Below are 17,691 nucleotides of genomic sequence, written 5' to 3' on the forward strand. Positions count from 1 at the left end.
CGCGGCGGGCCGCCTGCGGCCCCGGCGCCGGCCCCGCGTCAGGCCGGGCGGACCTCGTCCGCGCGCCCGAGCAGCGCCGCGTGGAACGCCGTCTGCGTCAGCGCGCTCGCGAGCAGGAACCCCGTCATCGACTCGATCCCCCCGCTGAACGGCACCCGGGACGCCACCTCGTAGAGCGTCGGCGAGCTCAGGGCGTCGAGCGCGCGTGCGACGTGGCGCGACCGCTCCTCGCGGTGCCGCGCCAGGGTCCGGGCACGGGTGACGACGTCGCGGAAGCGGTACTCGTGGCCGGGGCAAACCTCGAGGTCCGGGTAGACGTCGAGCCTGCGGAGCGACGCCAGGTACGCGCCGAGGGGGTTCGTCGCGGTCCGTCCGCCGAGGCCGATGCCCGAGTTGATGCGGGGCAGGACGTGGTCGCCGGTGAACAGCAGGCCGTCCGGCTCGTCGACGAAGCAGCAGTGCCCCTCGGTGTGCCCGGGGGTCAGGAGGGTCCGGATCGAGCGGCCCGCGACCGGGAGCACGTCGTCGTCCTCGAGCAGCAGGTCCGCGAAGGGCTCCGCCGTCCGTCCGAGGCCGATCCGCCGTCCGCTCCCCCAGGCCTCCACCACCCCCGCGCGCAGCTGCTCCGGGAGCCCCCACGTCGCGATGTCGGCGTCGTTCGCCACCGCGTCCTCACGCTCCCGGTGCAGCGCCTCGACCTCGAGCCGGTGCATGGCGACCCGGGCCCCGGTGGCGCGTCGGATCGCCGCCGCAGCCCCGAGGTGGTCCGCGTGCAGGTGCGTCACCGCGACGAGCCCGACGTCGTCGAGCGACCGGCCGATGGTGGCGAGGCCGTCGCGGAGTGCCTCGAGGCCGTCGTCGGCGGTCCACCCGGGGTCGATGAGCGCGAGCGAACCGTCGGAGCCCTCGACGACGTAGACGAGCGTCGCGTCGGGCACCCCGAAGCGGAACGGCACCGCGAGGGTCCAGATGCCGGGACGCACCTCCTCGACGGGCGGCAGGACGCCGTCGCGGAGCGCGGCGGCCTGCACGGGGCTGATCGGTTCCGGTGCCGGCGCTGCCGGCGGTGGCACGGTCGTCACGCGACCACCCTACTGAGGTGCGCGTCCGGACCGAGCCGAGCCGCGCCTCCAGGCCGACCGTCGCCCCACGACCGGCCGCCGCCTGCCGGACCGTGCCGACCACCCGAGTAGACAGGGCGCATGGAGATCGCACCGATGCTCGCCAAGGCCGTCCCCACCGTCCCCGAACCCGACAGCGTGCGTGGAGGGCTTCGGTACGAGCCGAAGTGGGACGGGTTCCGCGGGATCGTGACCGTCGACGGCGACTCCGTGGAGATCGGCAGCCGCGGCGCGAAGCCCCTGACCCGGTACTTCCCCGAGCTCGTCGAGGCCTTCCGGGCGCAGTTCGGCGGCCGTGGACACCCGGTGGTGCTCGACGGCGAGGTGATCCTGCGTTCCGGGGACCCCGGCGCGGAGCGGCTCGACTGGGAGGCGCTGTCGCAGCGGATTCACCCCGCAGCCTCGCGCATCGCGAAGCTCAGCGCCGAGACGCCCGCGCAGTTCGTGGCGTTCGACCTGCTCGCGGCGGACGGCGAGGAGCTCCTCGACCTGCCGTTCGACGAGCGCCGATCGCGCCTCGACGTGCTCTCGGAGGACATCTCCGACCCGCTGTTCGTCACGCGCACGACGCTCGACGTCGACCTCGCCCGCGAGTGGCTGACCACGTTCGAGGGCGCCGGGCTCGACGGTGTCGTCGCGAAGCCCCGCGCGAAGCCGTACGAGCCGAACAAGCGGACGATGCTCAAGGTCAAGCACCACCGCACGGCGGACGTCGTCGCGATCGGGTACCGCGTGCACAAGAGCGGGACCGGCGTCGGCTCGCTGCTCGTGGGGTTGTACGGCGACGACGGCGAGCTGCGGCAGGTGGGTGGCGTGTCCGCCTTCTCCGACAAGCGACGGGTCGAGTTGGTGGACGAGCTCGACCGGGTGGTCCACCGGGATGCGGACGGGAGGCCCGTCACCGGTGACGGGGAACGGTCGCGTTTCGCGTCGGGTCGCGACACGTCGTTCGTCCGGCTCGAGCCGTCGCTGGTCCTCGAGGTGCGGTACGACCAGATGGAGGGCGACCGCTTCCGGCACACGGTGCAGTTCGAGCGGTGGCGTCCGGACCGCGAGGCCGCGTCGTGCAGGTTCGACCAGCTCGAGGTCCCGACGGCCTACGATCTCGACGACGTCCTGCTGTCCGATTGACGCTCACTGATTGATGTAGTTAGGCTAACTAGGTAACTTCTTTCCATGCGGATTCATCCGCATCGAGCAGACGGGAGCGGGACATGATCATCGACGGCATCAGCGACGCCCACCGCGGGACGTGGTCCCGGCTGACGCGCCTGCACACCGCGAGCGTCGCGCTCCCCACGCACACGACGCGGGTCGCCGAGCCCGAGGGACGCGCCGAGGACTGCGCCACCGTCTGACCTCGCCTCAGGGCTTCTTCGCGCGAGAGGGCTGCACACGAGGCGGCTCCCCCGGCATCTTCGGGAAGTCCGGCGGGAAGGGCAGTTCGCCAGCCCCGGCCTCCAGGTCGCGCTCCCACCAGTCCAACAGTGGTGCGATGCTCGCGGCTTCGTCGTGCATCGTCTGCCACGGGTCCCCGGTGGTCCGCAGCCGCTCCGGCACCGACCGGATCGTGAACGTCGTGGGGTCGGCGTCGTCGAGCTCGTCCCACGCGATCGGTGTCGACACCGACGCGTGCGCGAGGGCACGGGGACTGTAGGCACCCGCCATCGTCCGGTCGCGGTTCGCCTGGTTGAAGTCGACGAACACGCGCTCGCCGCGCTCCTCCTTCCACCACGCCGTCGTCACCCGGTCGGGCATCCGTCGCTCGAGCTCCCGCGCGGCGGCGATCACCGCGTGCCGGACGTCGAGGAACTCGTACTCCGGCAGGATCGGTGCGAAGACGTGCAGCCCACGGTTGCCGCTCGTCTTGATCCAGGCCGTCAGACCGACCTCGTCGAGCACCTTCCGGAGCTCGTGCGCGATGGGCACGGTGTCGTGGAAGTCCGTGCCGGGCTGCGGGTCGAGGTCGATCCGGAGCTGGTCCGGGTGGTCGGGATCTTCGGCGCGGGAGGCCCACGGGTGGAACACCACCGTGTTCATCTGCGCCGCCCACACCGCGACCGCCGGCTCGTCCACCACGAGCTGCGGGTGCTGCCGGCCGCTCGGGTAGGTGACGGTGACGGCGCGGACGTAGTCGGGCGCGCCCTTCGGCGGGTTCTTCGAGAAGAACTGCTCGCCGTCGACGCCGCCCGGGAACCGCTGCAGCGAGATCGGGCGGTCGCCGTTCGCCCGGACGAACGCGTCACCGACGGCGACCAGGTACTCCGCCAGGTCGAGCTTGGTGATGCCGGGCTCGGGCCAGAGCACGCGGGAGGGGCTGCTGATCCGGACCTCCCGGTCGCCGTCCGGCCCCGGGACCGCCAGGGTCGTCGCTTCGCTCGCCATGGAGCGGAACGTACACGGGCGGGGCTGCGCCCGGTCGCGGTCTCGCTCCGGCGCGGCCGGTGCTGGTTCGGGCCCGGGTCCGGCGAGCGGGCGATGTACGTCACGCTCGGCGCACCGAACCGGCCGGTTCTGCCCGCTCGGCGATCCGCTTACGGCATGTCCCGCCCGCGCGGGGGTGCACGATGGGTCCGTGAGCGCGTACCTCGGGGTGGACCTGGCGTGGGGACTCGGAACCGCGACCCGCGCGCCGAACGAGAGCGGACTCGTCGCGATGGACGCCGACGGAACGATCACCGACGCCGGCTGGACCCGGGGCGTCGACGCCGTGACCGACTGGATCGCCCGACACCTCGGCGAGCGCTCCCTCATCGCGGTGGACGCCTCGCTCGTCGTCACGAACCCGACCGGGATCCGCGAGGCCGAACGGCAGGTCGGACAGCGCTACGGGCGCTGGAAGGTCGCGGCGAACCCGACGAACCTCGCGTCGGCGGCGAGCGCCGGCGCCCGACTGTTCGAACGCCTGACGGACCTGGGGATCGGGTACGTGTCGTCGACCGCCGCGATGCAGGAGCGCACCGGTCCGGCGATGTTCGAGTGCTACCCGTACACGACCCTCGTGGGCGTCGAGGAGCTCGGCTACGACGTCGAGCGGCCCCGGTACAAGCGTCTCGACCGCGCGCTCCCACCCGGGGCGGCGAGGCTCCGGCGGGCGGAGGCGTTCGACGACCTCGTCCGGCGGCTGCGCGAGACGCCCCTCGACCCGCCGCTCCGACTCGACTCGCATCCCCTCACCCGGGCGCTCGCCGAGCCCTCCGGGATCCACGGTCCGACGCACAAGCACCGGGAGGACCTGCTCGACGGTGCCCTCTGCGCCTGGACGGCCGCGTTCTGGGAGCGACACGGCGACGATCGCGTGCAGATCTTGGGAGCCGACCCGCGCCTCCCGTCCGACGCCCCGGACGAGGCGGGCCGCCGGCCGGTCGTGGTGGCGCCTGCGCGCCCGTCGCAGCGATCAACGGAGCCGCCGTTGCATCGCGAAATCACCGCCGGTGAGCTATCGCCCGGAGCTCCTCGCGGCTGATCTCCCCGTCTGCGAAACGCTCCATCTGCCGGATCCACTCGGGGTTGTCCCGGAGACCTTCGAGACGTCCCGAGTGCACGACCGCAGCGACGGCACGAGCGCGCCTCGCGCGCTCAGCGCCGCTGACGATTCCGACTCGCTCCGTCACGATCTGACCGTACGCCGGAAACATCGTCGATTCCAGGCGCGCAGATAGGCTGGCGCGGTGAGCACCACCACCGAACCCCTGCGCATCGGGCTGGTGTCGCTGCACACCTCCCCCGGCGACGAACCCGGCTCGGGCGAGGTCGGCGGGATGAACGTCGTCGTCCGCCACCAGGCCGAGGCCCTGGCCGACCGCGGCCACCACGTCGACATCATCACGCGCCGCTCGTCGCCGACGCAGCCGGACTCAGTGTCGCTCGTCCCCGGTGTCTGCCTGCGCTTCCTGTCGGCAGGACCGGCCGAACCGGTGCCGAAGGGCGAGCACGACGCGTTCATCGAACCGTTCCGCCACGAGCTCGAACACCTCGGCCCGTTCGACGTGCTGCACTCGCACCACTGGTTCTCGGGCGTCGCGGCACTGCCCGTCGCCCGCGAGCGCGGCATCCCGCACGTGCAGTCCTTCCACTCCATCGCGGCCGACAGCGAGACACCGCTGTCCGAGGGCGAGCGCCCGGAGTCCGCGGGACGGATGGCCGGAGAGCGTCTGCTCGCACATGAGTCCGACGCCGTCGTGGTCGTGTCCGCCGCCGAGGCGGACACCGTCCGGACACGACTCGGCGGCGAGACCAGCCGCATCTGGATCGTGCCGCCCGGGGTCGACGGGTCGGTGTTCCGGCCGTCCGCCGCGGGCGCCCGCCGTGCGGACGTCCCGTACGTCGTCGCGGCGGCGCGCGTGCAGCCGCTGAAGGGGCTGGACCTCGCGATCGAGGCGATCGCCGGCATCAGCCAGGAGGCGCGACCCACCCTCGTCATCGCCGGGGACGCCTCGAGCGAGGCGGGCGACTACGTGGACGAACTGCGTCGGCTCGCGGCCCGACTCGGCATCGCCGACCGCGTGACGTTCGTCGGTCCGCAGTCGCGGGCCGACCTGGCGTTCCTGTTCCGCGGCGCGGCAGCCGTGCTGGTCCCGTCGCACTCGGAGACGTACGGCCTCGTGGCGCTCGAGGGCTCCGCGTCCGGGGTGCCCGTCGTGGCCGCCGCTGCCGGAGGACTGCGCGAGGCCGTGGTCGACGGCGAGACCGGGGTCGTACTCGAGTCCCGCGACCCCGCGGTCTGGGCGGCGGAGACCGAGCACATCCTGACGGACGCGTCGTACGCGGCGGCACTGGCCGCGGCGGGTCGGGAGCACGCAGAGCGCCTGAGCTGGGAGCGCTCGGCCGCCGGCCTCGAGGACGTGTACCGCCGAGTGCTGGGGCGCGCGTGACTGGCGACGGACGGTTCGACGCGTTCTGGGCAGCGCTCGACGCCGTACCGGTCGCGCACGACGCCGAGGCGCTGTACGACGTGTCGACCGCTCCGGGACGACTGCGGCGCACGAACCTCGAGCGCTACCTCGCGACCGTCGGAGTCCGGGCGGACACCCTGCTCGTCGCCGAGGCTCCGGGCTGGCGCGGGATGACGAACACGGGCGTGCCGTTCACGAGCATGCGGGAGCTCGGGCCGGAGTACCTCGCCCCGCCGGAGCCGACCGCGCCGTGGGAGGCGTCCTCACGGGTCGTGCAGGCAGCCCTGGCGTCGTGGCGCGGTGCGCTCCCGATGGCGTGGGCGATCTTCCCGCACCATCCGTTCGCGGCGCCGGACCGGCTGACGAACCGGACGCCTCGGCCGGCGGAGGTCCGGGAGGGTGCCCCCGTCGCGCTCGCCCTCCTCGAGGCCATGCGTGCGGGTCCGGCCGGGGACGGCGTGCGGGTCGTCGCCGTGGGGCGGAAGGCGCAGGGGGCGTTGGCGCTCGCGGGGATCGACGCGGTGGCCGTCCGGCACCCGGCACAGGGCGGGGCCGCGCAGTTCACCGCGCAGGTGCTGGCGCTCAGCCGCTGACGGCGCGCCCGGCGCCCGGCGCCCGGCCCGCCGAGGCTCGGCCGGGCGGACACGTTCGCGGCTGATCAGGCACGGAACTGTCCGCGCAGCCGAGTCTCGACTCGCGGACGCGCGCGCCGCGCCGCGCTCAGGCGGAGCGGATCTCGACGCCCTTCGCGGCGAGCCGGTCGGCGACGTGCGCGGGCAACGGTGCCGCGGTGTAGACGGTGCCGAGCTCCGGCAAGTCGAGGACGTCGTCCCAGTTCTGCGGGTCGTACCGGTCGTCGGAGCCGTCCCAGCCGGGGTGCACGTCCTGCAGGATCTCGAGGTCCGAGTCGACCGTCAGCTCGGTCACGAGGGACAGCTGCGAGGGCAGGAGGTCGAGATCGTCGTAGTACGCGCGCGCTCGGTCGTCCTGACCTTCGACGTCGAGGTCCTCGGCGGTCTCATCGTCGTCCCCGTCGTACGGCTCGAGCACGTCGAGGTCGTAGCAGAGCACGTCGAGCACGAGGAGCTTCGCGTTGAAGTCCGCGAACTCGACCGGTTCTTCGGTGCTGTTCGACTGGTCGTCCATGGCCCGGAGCGTATCGGACGACCCCCGAGCGCACCCGGGGCCGGCGTCCGGCCGACCGTGTCGGGCGGGACACGACCGTGTTGCGATCAGCGGGGAGGTTCCTGTGAAGGCGGACAGAAAGGTGTCCCCCGGAAGAGGCTGACGCATGGCCACCACGAACACAGAGCGCCCGCAGCAGGAGCAGACAGAGCTCCGGCGGGTCATCGGTCCCAAACTCCTCCTGCTCTTCATCGTCGGGGACATCCTCGGCACGGGCGTCTACGCGCTCACGGGTCAGGTCGCGGCAGAGGTCGGCGGAGCCGCCTGGCTCCCCTTCCTCATCGCGTTCGCCGTGGCACTGCTGACGGCGTTCTCGTACCTCGAGCTCGTCACGAAGTACCCGCAGACCGCCGGCGCGGCGCTGTACGTCCACAAGGCGTTCGGCATCCACTTCGTCACCTTCATCGTGACGTTCATCGTGATGTGCTCGGGCATCACCTCGGCGTCGACGGCCTCGCGGGCGTTCGCGGCGAACCTCGGCGCGGGCTTCGGACTGGAGCTGCCGAACGCGGTCGTGATGCTCATCGCGATGGGCTTCATGCTCGCGGTGATGGCGATCAACTTCCGTGGCGTCAGCGAGAGCGTGAAGACGAACGTCGTCCTCACCCTCGTCGAGCTGTCCGGTCTCGTGATGGTGATCCTCATCGGCTTCTGGGCGATCGCCGGCGGCAACGCGGACTTCTCCCGCGTGGTCATGTTCGACACACCGGAGGACAAGACGCTCCTGCTCTCGGTGTCGACCGCCACGTCGCTCGCCTTCTTCGCCATGGTCGGCTTCGAGGACTCGGTGAACATGGCCGAGGAGACGAAGGACCCCTCGCGGATCTTCCCGAAGGTGATGCTCACCGGCCTCGGCATCACCGCGGTCATCTACGTGCTCGTGTCCATCTGCGCCGTCGCGGTCGTGCCGATCGGTGAGCTCGCCGGCAACGAGACGCCCCTCGTCACCGTCGTGCAGACGGCCGCGCCGGACTTCCCGATCGCCGACCTGCTGCCCTTCATCTCGATGTTCGCCGTGGCCAACACCGCGCTGATCAACATGATGATGGCGTCGCGACTGCTGTACGGCATGAGCAAGCAGGGCGTCCTGCCCGGCTTCCTGGCGAAGGTGTCCCCGACGCGACGCACCCCGTCCTCGGCGATCGTCTTCACGACGCTCATCTCGCTGCTGCTGATCGGGTGGGTCTCGCTCGACCCGGACTCCCCCATCGTCGTCGTGCTCGGTGGCACCACCTCGCTCCTGTTGCTGTCGGTGTTCGCGGTCGTGAACGCATCGGTGCTCGTCCTGCGCCGGGACAAGGTGGACCACAAGCACTTCCGAGCAGGGGTCATCGTGCCGATCATCGGCGTCATCACCTGCCTGTGGCTCGTGCTGCCCTTCTCGTCGGGGCGCGACCCGCAGCAGTACCAGATCGCCGGGGCCCTGCTGGCGCTCGGGATCCTGCTCTGGATCGTGACGTGGTTCACGCACGGGCGGAAGCAGGCCGAGAAGGCGCCCACCGGTCTCGTCACCGAGCCGACGAAGGTCCAGCGACCGAACGAGCCGGCGTCGACCCACGCTCACGACCACGACCACCGGGACGTCTGATCGCCGACCGGGGAACCCGGCCCGCCGACACCCCCGATCGGGCGGGTGCGGTTCCCAGGCGGCGCACGTAACCTCTTCGTGCTCCGCCTGACCCGCCCCGCTCGAGAGGACCCGCCATGCGCCGCGTCGGCATCACCCTCGCGTCGGTGTTCGGCGCGGGCGTCGTCGCGATCGGCATCGGCGTCGTGGTGGTCATCGTCATCGCGGTGAACTCGCTGACGGGTGCCGCCAAGGGCGTGACCGCCGCCGCCACCCCGACCTGCCCCGACGTCGCGACGAGGACGATCGGCGGCATCGTCGTCCCGGCGGGTCCGGTCGGGGGCTTCTGTCAGGACCGCTTGGTCAACGCCGCGTACGTCATCAGCGCCGCCCAGGCCATGGGCATCGGACCGCACACCCAGGCGGTCGGCGTGATGACCGCCATCGGCGAGTCGAGCCTGGTGAACCTCGACCACGGGGACTCCGCCGGTCCCGACAGCCGCGGGCTGTTCCAGCAGCGGGACAACGGTGCCTGGGGCACGTACGAGCAGCGGATGGACCCGTACACCGCGGCGTCGATGTTCTACGCGAAGCTGGTGAAGATCCCCGGCTGGAAGACCATGACCCCGACGCAGATGGCGCACGCGGTCCAGATCAACTCGGACCCGGAGCACTACGCGAAGTTCTGGCCCGAGGCGAAGTCCGTCGTCGAGGGACTCACCGGGCAGACCGTGCCCGAGACCGCACCCCAGGGCTGACCAGCGCCTCACGAGGCGATCGGGAGCGGACCGTCGTCGACGGGTTCGACGTCGTCGAGCGACACGATCGCGACGCCGCCGGTGTGCACGGCCACCTGAGCACGGAGACGGACGTCGTGTTCCTCGAACGCACAGGCACAGGCGTCGACCCACTCCCAGTCGACCGGGAACAGCCGGGACTCCCCCGGGCGCTCCCAGACCAGCACGACCTCGGTCCCGCCGACCTGCACGAGGACGTCGCCCACGAGGGCGGCGAAGTCCTCGACGTGTTCGTCCGGTTGCCACGGCAGGTCCGAGATCGGCATCACGAAGGACACCGGCACGGCTCGTTCGTCGAGGAAGAGCACCCAGCACTGCCGGGTGATCGGGCGTTCGACGAGGGCGGTCACGAGGTCCACCACGTCGTCGTCGGTTCGGACTGCGGTACGGATGAGGCGGTCGAGCATGTCGGTGTCTGGCATGCCCTCAGCGTCGCCGAGACCACCACGCCGCAGGGCGGCCCGATGCCCATTTGTGGACGACCACCGCGCGACACCGCCCTGTGGAGGAAAACCTCGGAACGACCCCAGACGATCCCAGAACGACGCTCAGATGCCGTGGCTGATCGCGCTGTCGACGAGCAGGATCGCGCCGAAGAACACCGCCACGACGGCCGCGATGCCGACGAGCGCGAACGGCCACGACAGCCGCCGCCGCACCAGTCGCAGCACGCAGACCACGAGCGCCGCGACGAGCACGAGGGCGACGAGCACCGGTCCGACGTACACGACCGCGCCGCCCAACGTCTCGTCACAGGAGTTGCCGGGAGCGCCGCACGAGTTGAACGCGAGCGACAGGAACACGATCCCGCCACCGGCGACGACCGACTCGGCTGCCAACAGGACCAGCAGCACGACGGTCGCGACCACGTCCGCGACGCGGCGGCCGCCTGCCAAGGGGTGTCGCGCCTCCCGTCCGAACGCCGCCGGACCGGACCCGAGCGGATCCGCGACCACGGGGGCCTCCATCAGCCTCGCCGCCCGCGGGTGGACCAGAGCGCCCATGCGATGAGGACCGGCTGTCCGAAGAGGCGACCGATGCGCTTGACGTCCGAGTCGAGACCGAAGGCGTCGCGGCGGTTCAGCCACTGCGACACGTTGCCGGGGAAGATCGCGGTGAAGAACAGCGCCGCGACGGTGCCCACGAAACGCCGCGAGCGACGGGGTGCGAGCACCAGGGCGCTGCCGAGACCGATCTCCGCGATGCCCGAGGCCAGGACCGTGGTGTCCTCGTCGAGCGGCACGAAGTCGGGGACCTGCGCGCGGAAGTCCTGGCGGGCGAAGGTGAGGTGGCTCGTGCCGGCGAACACGAGCGCGAGGCCGAGCAGGACACGGAGGAAGGAACGCATGCCTCCATCGTGCCCGCCTCGGACGCTCGCGGTCCGCACGGCGTGCGAGAACCGCGCACGAGTGCCGCACCGGAGCACCGGTGCCGGACGGTCATCCCGCACGCCGATAGGTTCGGACGCATGGGAACAGTCTCCCGAGACCACGAACCCGCCGCGGTCCCCGCCGTCGTGGCCGCGGTGCTCGGTCCGATGGCGCTCTACATGGGGTTCATCGTCCCCGCGGCGTCGATGGGCCAGCACGTCGTGCTCGGTGCGGTGTTCGGCATCGTGAGCATCGCGAGCGGCTGGCGCGCCCTGTCGATCGCGCGTCGCGGACAGCGTGGCGTGCGGGTGTGGTCCCGGATCGCGATCGTCCTGTCCGTGCTCGGGCTCGTGATGCTCGTGTGGCAGCTGCTCGTCATCGTGACCGGGGGTGCGTTCCCCTCGCCGTTCTGGACGCCCTACGCCCACCGCTGAGCGGCCCCGCCCACGCCCCGGCCGGACGGGCCGACGCGCACGCGGGCCCCGCCCACGCTCCGCCCGGACGGGCCGACACGAGCATGGGACGAGCGCACACGGCACGAGCGCCGGCCAGCCTCACCACCCGAGCGTGCCCGGCGCCCCCTTGAACGGCCCGACCACCTTCGAGGTGATCCACCCGCCGTAGAAGTCCCCCTCCTGCGCCTGCACCACCTCACCGCCGACCTCGCACGAGTCCATCGCCGACGGGTAGATCGCCACCCGGTCGCGCAGCTGCTCGTAGCCCGGCTCGGGCGTCGGGTAGTTCCAGGCCGCCCGCGGAGCGACCACGTCCCCACCGATGACGTCGAAGTACCGCGCGCGCCCCTTGAACTCGCACATGCTCGACCCCTCTGCCGGCCGGAGCTCGAGGTCCGCCATCGGCACGTAGTACACCGGTGGGTGCGAGGTCTCGAGCACCCGCACCGCGTCCGTCGTGTCCACGACCACCTCGCCGCCGAGTCGCACGACCACGCGTTCGGACACCGGCTCCACGGCAGGAGGCCTCGGGTAGTCCCACACGGACTCCTGGCCGGGTGCGGGCTCGGTACGGTTCGGTCGGCGCATGGGTCACGTCTACGCCGCCTCCCTGCCCGCAGGCCTGGAGGCGCGGCCCGCCCCCGCCCCGCCGGCCCGACCCCGGTGATGGGCGCGCCGGGCGCGGTGCGCGGGCGGCGAGACGGCGGGGTGTGGCGGCGGACGCGCATCGCCGGCAGGGTGCAGAGTGGGCGCGTGACGACGACGACACGCACCCTCTTCCGACGGAAGCCGATCGAGACGATCGACGACGAGACCGGCAGCGACGACGGCCTGAAACGGCACCTCGGCCTCTGGCAGCTCACCGCGATCGGCATCGGCGGGATCATCGGCGCGGGCATCTTCACCCTCGCCGGCACAGTGGCGCACGGCGTCGCCGGCCCCGCCGTCCTCATCAGCTTCCTCGTCGCCGGTGTCGCGAGCGCCGCCGCCGCCCTGTCGTACGCCGAGTTCGCCGGCCTCATCCCGAAGGCGGGCAGCGCGTACACGTACGGCTACGCAGTCCTCGGCGAGATCGTGGGCTGGTTCATCGGCTGGGACCTGCTGCTGGAGTACACCGCGATCGTGGCGGTCGTCGCGATCGGCATCTCGGGCTACGTCGGGTTCCTCGTCGGCCAGTTCGGTGTCGACCTGCCCGCCTGGATGCTCGGTGCACCCGGCACCGGCGACGGGCACGTGATCGACGTCTTCGCGATCATCCTCTGCCTGCTCACCGCGTTCGTCCTCACCCGTGGGATCCGCAGCGCAGCACGGTTCGAGTTCGTCGCCGTCGGCATCAAGGTCGGCCTCGTGGTGCTGATCGTCGTGCTCGGCGTGTTCCACATCGACAGCGCGAACTACACGCCGTACTTCCCGTTCGGGTTCGGCGGCGTCATGGCCGGCGCCGCGACGGTGTTCTTCGCGGTGTTCGGGTACGACGCGATGTCCACTGCCGCCGAGGAGTCCACCGACGCCCGCAAGCACATGCCGAAGGCGATCCTGCTGTCCCTCGGCATCTCGATGGTCCTCTACGTCCTCGCGACCCTGGTGCTCACCGGGATGCAGAAGTACACCGACATCGACCCCGAGTCGGGCTTCTCGTCGGCCTTCGCGGCCGTCGGCCTCGGGGGCGTGGCGAACGTCATCGCGATCGGCGCGATCGTCGGGATCATCACCGTGCTCGTCACGTTCATGCTCGGCGCGAGCCGCGTCTGGTTCTCGATGAGCCGCGACGGCCTCATGCCGAAGTGGTTCGCGAAGACCGACCCGAAGCGCCACGTGCCGACCCGCGTCACGTGGATCCTCGGCATCGCGTCGGCCATCCTGGCGGGCGTGCTCCCGATCGGGGTCGTGGCCGAGCTGACGAACATCGGCATCCTGCTCGCCTTCGTCGTGGTGTGCTCCGCCGTGATCGTCCTGCGCTACCGCCAGCCCGACCTCGACCGGCAGTTCCGGCTGCCGTTCATGCCGGTGATCCCGATCATCGGGGTGATCGCGTCGCTGTGGCTCGTGACGTTCCTGCAGTGGGAGACGTGGGTGCGCTTCGCGGTCTGGTTCGCGATCGGCCTCGGCGTGTACTTCGGCTACTCCCGGAAGCACAGCAAGCTGGCCGATGCCCCGACGGGTGCCGACACCGTCCGGTGACCGAGGGAACGACGAAGGGGGCCGATCGGATGATCGGCCCCCTTCGTGTTCGACGGTCAGGACTTGATCGACTTGATGAGTCCCGTGCGGTTCATCTGGGCGACCGCGACGAGTCCGGAGACGTTGCCCCCGCTCTGGATCGCGATCGGGTCCCCGTACTGCTTGGCGAGCGCCGCCCGGAGGTCGCTCAGCGTTCCGGGCACGTTGTGGGCGGCCTTGAGGTCGGCGAGGAAGTCCGCGTCGATCTCGACCGCCGTGAACTCACCGAGGAGCCAAACGCGCCCGCTGTTGGTGATGAGCTTCATGTCTGCTTCTTCCTGTGCGTTGTCGGCGGGTGGTGTGGGTTGGTCCGGCTGGTAGGAGCCGTCGTACTCGAAGTGCCACGGTTCCGGCTGGCCGAAGCCGTCGCCCCGCGGCTGCCAGCCGAAGGCCGGCCCGTGCGCGTTCATCCAGTTCTTCTGCGTCGTGCCGTAGCTCGCGACACCGCCGCTGAAGTCGACCGCCCGACCCCAACCGTGGATCGAGGTGCCCGGTTCGGCAGCCTCGTTGAAGCCCGGCTTGTGCGCCGTCCAGCCGTCGTAGAGGTACTGCTGCCGAGCGAGGTCGCGGTAGCCCTCCGCGAGGGTCAACGACGTCCCGAGCGCGTCCTGGAAGGCTTCCTTCAGGTCGGCGAGCGCGAGTGCTGCGCTCGACAGCAGGTACTGGTTCCCGAGGCCGAGCGTCGACACCCCCACGAAGTCGAGTTCCGACAGCGGGATCTTGCCGTTCGGGTAGTCGGCAGCGGCCCGCAGTGCGAACGCCTCTCCCGACGAGGTCGACGTCGACTCAGGCAGCGACGGGAGTGTCAGGTTCGACGGCTCCGCTCCGAACGCGCGGGTCGACGTGCCCACGACACCGGCGCTGAGGACCGCTGCGGCCGCCATCAGCAGCACCGAGCGCCGACTGGCGATCCCGAAGTCCCCCGGTGGTGACTCGTCGCGTCCGGATGGTTCCGACGGTCTGCTCATGGAGCTCCCCCTCTCGGAGGACGCGCCCCTCGCTTCCCCCGGGGAGCAGACTGACAGTTCTACCCAGCGGCCGAGACCCCCAGAACGAGGGCCGTCACGCCTCGCGCCGGTGCTTCCCCTTCGCCGCCGTCGGGTCGGCCATCGGGTGGTTGCGGAACCACCGCAGCAGCTCCCGGGACCGGCCGGTGTCGGCGCTCTGGTCCCCGGAGGCCAGGAAGTCGCTGAAGCCCTCCGGCGTCGCAGCACCTTCGACGTCGCGGTCGTACGCCATCGACCATTCTGGGAAGCGCCGGGTGTGGATCGACTCCTCAGCGAGCAGCCGGACCTCGTCGTGGCGGTCGTCCGCGAGGATCCGCTGGTACGTCGCCAGCACCTGCTCGTACGGTCCCTCGAGCAACTGCATGAAGCGCCCGTTGCGGTGCACGAGCAGACCGGTCAGCCCGTCGGCGGTGTTGCGCTCCCGCGCGTGGGCGAGCACCGCCTCGAGGGCGTCGTCACCGAACGGCTCCGTGGCGGAGCTCATGTACACGAGCGACTGCAGCATGTCCTCGATCCTGCACGATGCGGGCCGGCCGCGACGCCCCCAGAACGGGCTGCCTACGACCGCACCTCGCGCATGTTCTGCGCCTGCCACCCCTCGGGGATCGACGCGCGGAAGGCCTGCAGCGCCTCCTCGTAGGTCTGCCCGGTCGCCTCGTGCGGCCTGGTCTCCTTGGAGCGGGCGATGGCGAGCACGGTGGTCTCACCGGTCGCCTTGCTCGTGACCGCGTTCACCTGCTGCAGTTCGAACCCGTGCAGGTCGAGGGCCTCGACCGCCGCGGTGCGTGCTGCCTCGATGTTCTCGCCGCTGCCCTCGGCCTCCGTCGTCGCGGTCGAGCGCAGTTCTCCTCGCAGTGTCGTCACGGTCCCAGTATCGCGGCCCCCGGACGGGGTCTGCCGCACGGCGCCCCGACACGCCACGATCGCGGACGGGCCGTCGGGTCCACCCGAGCAGGAGAACCCCATGCGCCGCACCACCCTCACCGCCGCCCTCGTCGTCAGCGTCGCCGCCGTCGTGTCGGCCCTCGTCGGTGTCGCGCCGGCACAGGCCGCCGGGATGCCTGCGAGCGTCAAGGCGCAGTACGACCACCAGTACGGCACGTTCACGCCGTTCACGAAGTCGGGCAGCCGGAACGCCACGATCGTGCTCCCGCAGAACGCCCGCAGCGGGATCATCGTCGCGACGTTCACCCCCGCCGACGCGGAGCACACCGACTTCGAGGTGCACGAGCTGAACAGCAAGGGTGGCCCGACCGGTTCGAACCCCATCGGCCAGGGCGGCGCGTACTCCGGCCGTGTCGCCTACGGCACCGACTCGTGGCGGAAGCCCGCTGCGCTGAAGGTCGAGGCCAGGGGGCAGTGGACCCTGCGGTTCAGCCAGGTCTCGAGCGCCCCCGCCCTGACGACGTCGGGGCACGGCGACGACGTGATGCTCTACTGGGGTGCCTCCGCCGCCCGACAGTTCCGCTGCACGAACACCCGCGTCGCGACCTGCATGCTCCGCGAGACGCTGCTCCGCAACGACTACGAGACCATCCCCGCCGCCGACACCGGCTCCGGCAAGGACCTCTCGAAGCGGATCACCCTGTCGAAGGGCCCGTCCGTCCTGCAGCTCAACGCCGGCAGCACCTGGTCGATCCGCTGACCCGGCGAGCACCGGAGGTCGGTGGCACCTGGCACGATTGACCCGTGCCAGCCGCCCCGATGATCGACGCCGTCGACGTCATCCGCTTCGTCGGACCGCAGGCGTTCGGCCGCGCGCGCGACCTCGTCCGGGCCGGCCTGGTCGACGACGCCGTCTGGCACGACGACGACGGCACCGTCACCGGCGTCGTCTCCGGCACGGCGGACGACCCGTACGAGCTCCGCATCGAGACGACCCCGGCACGCGGCGAGTTCGTCCGTCCGGTCCGCAGCACCTGCACCTGCCCGCTCGGCGGCGACTGCAAGCACGTCGCCGCCGCCCTGCTCACCGTCAACGCCCGCGCCCTCGCCGCGGCGGCCGGTCCGAAGCCGGAACAGCCGGCTGCGCCGCCGTCGGACTGGAGGCACGACCTCGCCCGCCTCGCCGGCGACGACGAGCAGGTGGCCGGGCCGCAGGGCACTCCCATGGGACTGCAGTTCGAGTTGCGTGACGCGGTCTCCGCCCGGCTCGCCTCGCGTGCGCGAGCGGCCGGCCGAGCGCTGCCCACGGCCTCGCGGTCGGTCCGGCTCGGGGTGCGGCCGGTGACCCGCAGCGGCGCCGGCAACTGGGTGCGGGGGCAGCTGACGTGGAGCACCCTCCCGTACTCGATGAACCGTCTCGGCCTCTCCCCCGAGCAGCACGCGTGGTTCGTCCAGTTCGCCGCCCTCGACCGCGCGGGGCAGCTCGCCGGGCTCCCGGGCGAGGCCGACTGGATCCACCTCGACGACTTCGCGAGCCCGCTGCTCTGGCCGCTCCTCAGGCAAGCGCCGGCCCTCGGCATCGCGTTCGTCACCGGCAAGCGCGAGGGCGGAGCGGTCCTCGGCGCCGAGGCCCGGGTGCTCCTCGACGTCGCCCGCCACGACGGCGGCCTCGTGATCGGGGCGAGTGCAGTCCTCGACGGTCGGCCCGCCGCCGCGCGTGCCGCTCGGATGATCGGCGACCACGGCGTCTACGTCTTCCGCGAGAGCCCGGAGTTCCACGTCGCCCTCGCCCCCACGCCCGCGCCGGTGCCGGACGACCAGCGGCGCATGCTCGTCGACGGCTCCCGGATCACCGTCCCGGAGCCCGAGGTCGCGGAGTTCCTCGCCGACTGGTCGCCGCGACTCCGCGGTGCGCTCGGCCTCGTCAGCGCGGACGGCTCGGTGGAGCTGCCCGAGCGCACGCCGCCCGAGCTCGTGCTGACGGTGACGTTCGAGCCGGCCCGAGCGCCCCGGACGGACGACCGCGCGCACCTGCAGTGGCGCTGGAACGTCGACGGCCGCAAGGACCCGGTCGCGCTGCACGGCCCGCTCCCCGACCTCTCCGGGCTGCGCGCCGCCGACGACCCGACCGCACCTGCCGACCCCGCGTCCGCCGACGGCCCCGCCGCCGGGGCGACCCTGTCGGCGTC

The 17,691-nt window shown here is 71.8% G+C and carries 22 protein-coding genes; 11 read left to right on the plus strand and 11 right to left on the minus strand.

Annotation, left to right across the window (positions count from 1 at the left end; all coding sequences use genetic code 11):
- Positions 1–38: 38 nt before the first annotated feature.
- Entirely contained in the window at positions 39–1,082 is a 1,044-nt protein-coding gene (locus tag Q7F20_RS12945) for an MBL fold metallo-hydrolase (RefSeq protein WP_305740492.1), read from the minus strand.
- A gap of 120 nt (positions 1,083–1,202) precedes the next feature.
- Here Q7F20_RS12945 and Q7F20_RS12950 point away from each other — a divergent pair, with 120 nt between their 5' ends.
- Together Q7F20_RS12950 and Q7F20_RS12955 are read left to right on the plus strand one after the other, a co-directional pair.
- Entirely contained in the window at positions 1,203–2,252 is a 1,050-nt protein-coding gene (locus Q7F20_RS12950; RefSeq protein WP_305740493.1) for an ATP-dependent DNA ligase, read from the plus strand.
- An 83-nt stretch (positions 2,253–2,335) separates the two neighbouring features.
- On the plus strand, positions 2,336–2,479 hold the full coding sequence (locus tag Q7F20_RS12955) for a hypothetical protein (RefSeq protein WP_305740494.1): 144 nt from the start codon (positions 2,336–2,338) through the stop codon (positions 2,477–2,479).
- Positions 2,480–2,486: 7 nt separating this feature from the next.
- On the opposite strand, the gene ligD is transcribed toward Q7F20_RS12955, so the two are convergent.
- Positions 2,487–3,506, minus strand: a complete 1,020-nt coding sequence (gene ligD / locus Q7F20_RS12960) for a non-homologous end-joining DNA ligase (protein ID WP_305740495.1) — start codon at positions 3,504–3,506, stop codon at positions 2,487–2,489.
- A gap of 190 nt (positions 3,507–3,696) precedes the next feature.
- Here ligD and Q7F20_RS12965 point away from each other — a divergent pair, with 190 nt between their 5' ends.
- Positions 3,697–4,587, plus strand: coding sequence for a DUF429 domain-containing protein (locus Q7F20_RS12965; protein ID WP_305740496.1), 891 nt, complete (start codon positions 3,697–3,699; stop codon positions 4,585–4,587).
- Here the strand turns inward: Q7F20_RS12965 and Q7F20_RS18700 are convergent.
- Positions 4,547–4,759, minus strand: a complete 213-nt coding sequence (locus Q7F20_RS18700) for a hypothetical protein (protein WP_370871681.1) — start codon at positions 4,757–4,759, stop codon at positions 4,547–4,549. The genes Q7F20_RS12965 and Q7F20_RS18700 overlap by 41 nt on opposite strands.
- Before the next feature lie 33 nt (positions 4,760–4,792).
- Between Q7F20_RS18700 and Q7F20_RS12970 the strand changes: the two genes are divergently transcribed.
- Both Q7F20_RS12970 and Q7F20_RS12975 read left to right on the plus strand, forming a co-directional pair.
- Complete coding sequence (locus Q7F20_RS12970) at positions 4,793–5,995, plus strand: glycosyltransferase (protein ID WP_305740497.1); 1,203 nt, start codon at positions 4,793–4,795, stop codon at positions 5,993–5,995.
- On the plus strand, positions 5,992–6,609 hold the full coding sequence (locus Q7F20_RS12975; protein WP_305740498.1) for a uracil-DNA glycosylase: 618 nt from the start codon (positions 5,992–5,994) through the stop codon (positions 6,607–6,609). Before Q7F20_RS12970 ends, Q7F20_RS12975 begins: the two co-directional genes overlap by 4 nt.
- Positions 6,610–6,736: 127 nt before the next feature.
- On the opposite strand, the gene Q7F20_RS12980 is transcribed toward Q7F20_RS12975, so the two are convergent.
- On the minus strand, positions 6,737–7,162 hold the full coding sequence (locus tag Q7F20_RS12980; RefSeq protein ID WP_305740499.1) for a hypothetical protein: 426 nt from the start codon (positions 7,160–7,162) through the stop codon (positions 6,737–6,739).
- 145 nt (positions 7,163–7,307) lie between these two features.
- On the opposite strand from Q7F20_RS12980, the gene Q7F20_RS12985 reads away from it, so the two are divergent.
- The gene (locus tag Q7F20_RS12985; protein WP_305740500.1) at positions 7,308–8,789 is read left to right on the plus strand and encodes an APC family permease; all 1,482 of its coding nucleotides are present in this window, start codon (positions 7,308–7,310) and stop codon (positions 8,787–8,789) included.
- A 116-nt stretch (positions 8,790–8,905) separates the two neighbouring features.
- Entirely contained in the window at positions 8,906–9,526 is a 621-nt protein-coding gene (locus Q7F20_RS12990; RefSeq protein WP_305740501.1) for a hypothetical protein, read from the plus strand.
- An 8-nt stretch (positions 9,527–9,534) separates the two neighbouring features.
- Here Q7F20_RS12990 and Q7F20_RS12995 read toward each other — a convergent pair whose 3' ends face one another.
- The 3 genes from Q7F20_RS12995 to Q7F20_RS13005 all read right to left on the minus strand — a co-directional run bounded on the left by Q7F20_RS12995 (position 9,535) and on the right by Q7F20_RS13005 (position 10,913).
- The gene (locus Q7F20_RS12995; protein ID WP_305740502.1) at positions 9,535–9,987 is read right to left on the minus strand and encodes a hypothetical protein; all 453 of its coding nucleotides are present in this window, start codon (positions 9,985–9,987) and stop codon (positions 9,535–9,537) included.
- A 126-nt stretch (positions 9,988–10,113) separates the two neighbouring features.
- Complete coding sequence (locus tag Q7F20_RS13000) at positions 10,114–10,569, minus strand: DUF6264 family protein (protein ID WP_370871682.1); 456 nt, start codon at positions 10,567–10,569, stop codon at positions 10,114–10,116.
- A complete protein-coding gene (locus Q7F20_RS13005; protein WP_305740504.1) occupies positions 10,533–10,913 on the minus strand; it encodes a hypothetical protein in 381 nt (126 codons plus the stop codon). The genes Q7F20_RS13000 and Q7F20_RS13005 overlap by 37 nt, the downstream gene beginning before the upstream one ends.
- Before the next feature lie 120 nt (positions 10,914–11,033).
- Here Q7F20_RS13005 and Q7F20_RS13010 point away from each other — a divergent pair, with 120 nt between their 5' ends.
- Entirely contained in the window at positions 11,034–11,369 is a 336-nt protein-coding gene (locus Q7F20_RS13010) for a hypothetical protein (protein ID WP_305740505.1), read from the plus strand.
- A 120-nt stretch (positions 11,370–11,489) separates the two neighbouring features.
- Here Q7F20_RS13010 and Q7F20_RS13015 read toward each other — a convergent pair whose 3' ends face one another.
- Complete coding sequence (locus Q7F20_RS13015; RefSeq protein WP_305740506.1) at positions 11,490–11,978, minus strand: DUF427 domain-containing protein; 489 nt, start codon at positions 11,976–11,978, stop codon at positions 11,490–11,492.
- Positions 11,979–12,143: 165 nt separating this feature from the next.
- Here Q7F20_RS13015 and Q7F20_RS13020 point away from each other — a divergent pair, with 165 nt between their 5' ends.
- The gene (locus Q7F20_RS13020; RefSeq protein ID WP_305740507.1) at positions 12,144–13,571 is read left to right on the plus strand and encodes an amino acid permease; all 1,428 of its coding nucleotides are present in this window, start codon (positions 12,144–12,146) and stop codon (positions 13,569–13,571) included.
- Between the two features lie 56 nt (positions 13,572–13,627).
- On the opposite strand, the gene Q7F20_RS13025 is transcribed toward Q7F20_RS13020, so the two are convergent.
- From Q7F20_RS13025 to Q7F20_RS13035, 3 genes are all read right to left on the minus strand, one after another.
- Positions 13,628–14,578, minus strand: a complete 951-nt coding sequence (locus tag Q7F20_RS13025; RefSeq protein WP_305740508.1) for a M15 family metallopeptidase — start codon at positions 14,576–14,578, stop codon at positions 13,628–13,630.
- Positions 14,579–14,672: 94 nt separating this feature from the next.
- Positions 14,673–15,122, minus strand: a complete 450-nt coding sequence (locus tag Q7F20_RS13030) for a BLUF domain-containing protein (RefSeq protein WP_305740509.1) — start codon at positions 15,120–15,122, stop codon at positions 14,673–14,675.
- A 53-nt stretch (positions 15,123–15,175) separates the two neighbouring features.
- A complete protein-coding gene (locus tag Q7F20_RS13035) occupies positions 15,176–15,481 on the minus strand; it encodes a hypothetical protein (protein WP_305740510.1) in 306 nt (101 codons plus the stop codon).
- A 100-nt stretch (positions 15,482–15,581) separates the two neighbouring features.
- Here Q7F20_RS13035 and Q7F20_RS13040 point away from each other — a divergent pair, with 100 nt between their 5' ends.
- Both Q7F20_RS13040 and Q7F20_RS13045 read left to right on the plus strand, forming a co-directional pair.
- On the plus strand, positions 15,582–16,262 hold the full coding sequence (locus Q7F20_RS13040) for a hypothetical protein (RefSeq protein WP_305740511.1): 681 nt from the start codon (positions 15,582–15,584) through the stop codon (positions 16,260–16,262).
- A 44-nt stretch (positions 16,263–16,306) separates the two neighbouring features.
- Positions 16,307–17,691: SWIM zinc finger domain-containing protein (locus Q7F20_RS13045; protein ID WP_305740512.1), on the plus strand; the 1,385-nt coding region annotated here is incomplete at its 3' end.

This window comes from Curtobacterium sp. A7_M15 (assembly GCF_030705415.1).
Classification (GTDB): Bacteria; Actinomycetota; Actinomycetes; order Actinomycetales; family Microbacteriaceae; genus Curtobacterium.

Excerpts from the sequence above, each read along its gene's own strand:
- Q7F20_RS12950 (WP_305740493.1), top strand. The coding sequence starts at position 1,203 with ATGGAGATCGCACCGATGCTCGCCAAGGCCGTCCCCACCGTCCCCGAA.
- Q7F20_RS12955 (WP_305740494.1), top strand. The coding sequence starts at position 2,336 with ATGATCATCGACGGCATCAGCGACGCCCACCGCGGGACGTGGTCCCGG.
- ligD (WP_305740495.1), bottom strand. The coding sequence starts at position 3,506 with ATGGCGAGCGAAGCGACGACCCTGGCGGTCCCGGGGCCGGACGGCGAC.
- Q7F20_RS18700 (WP_370871681.1), bottom strand. The coding sequence starts at position 4,759 with ATGTTTCCGGCGTACGGTCAGATCGTGACGGAGCGAGTCGGAATCGTC.
- Q7F20_RS12980 (WP_305740499.1), bottom strand. The coding sequence starts at position 7,162 with ATGGACGACCAGTCGAACAGCACCGAAGAACCGGTCGAGTTCGCGGAC.
- Q7F20_RS12985 (WP_305740500.1), top strand. The coding sequence starts at position 7,308 with ATGGCCACCACGAACACAGAGCGCCCGCAGCAGGAGCAGACAGAGCTC.
- Q7F20_RS12990 (WP_305740501.1), top strand. The coding sequence starts at position 8,906 with ATGCGCCGCGTCGGCATCACCCTCGCGTCGGTGTTCGGCGCGGGCGTC.
- Q7F20_RS12995 (WP_305740502.1), bottom strand. The coding sequence starts at position 9,987 with ATGCCAGACACCGACATGCTCGACCGCCTCATCCGTACCGCAGTCCGA.
- Q7F20_RS13000 (WP_370871682.1), bottom strand. The coding sequence starts at position 10,569 with ATGGGCGCTCTGGTCCACCCGCGGGCGGCGAGGCTGATGGAGGCCCCC.
- Q7F20_RS13005 (WP_305740504.1), bottom strand. The coding sequence starts at position 10,913 with ATGCGTTCCTTCCTCCGTGTCCTGCTCGGCCTCGCGCTCGTGTTCGCC.
- Q7F20_RS13010 (WP_305740505.1), top strand. The coding sequence starts at position 11,034 with ATGGGAACAGTCTCCCGAGACCACGAACCCGCCGCGGTCCCCGCCGTC.
- Q7F20_RS13015 (WP_305740506.1), bottom strand. The coding sequence starts at position 11,978 with ATGCGCCGACCGAACCGTACCGAGCCCGCACCCGGCCAGGAGTCCGTG.
- Q7F20_RS13025 (WP_305740508.1), bottom strand. The coding sequence starts at position 14,578 with ATGAGCAGACCGTCGGAACCATCCGGACGCGACGAGTCACCACCGGGG.
- Q7F20_RS13030 (WP_305740509.1), bottom strand. The coding sequence starts at position 15,122 with ATGCTGCAGTCGCTCGTGTACATGAGCTCCGCCACGGAGCCGTTCGGT.
- Q7F20_RS13040 (WP_305740511.1), top strand. The coding sequence starts at position 15,582 with ATGCGCCGCACCACCCTCACCGCCGCCCTCGTCGTCAGCGTCGCCGCC.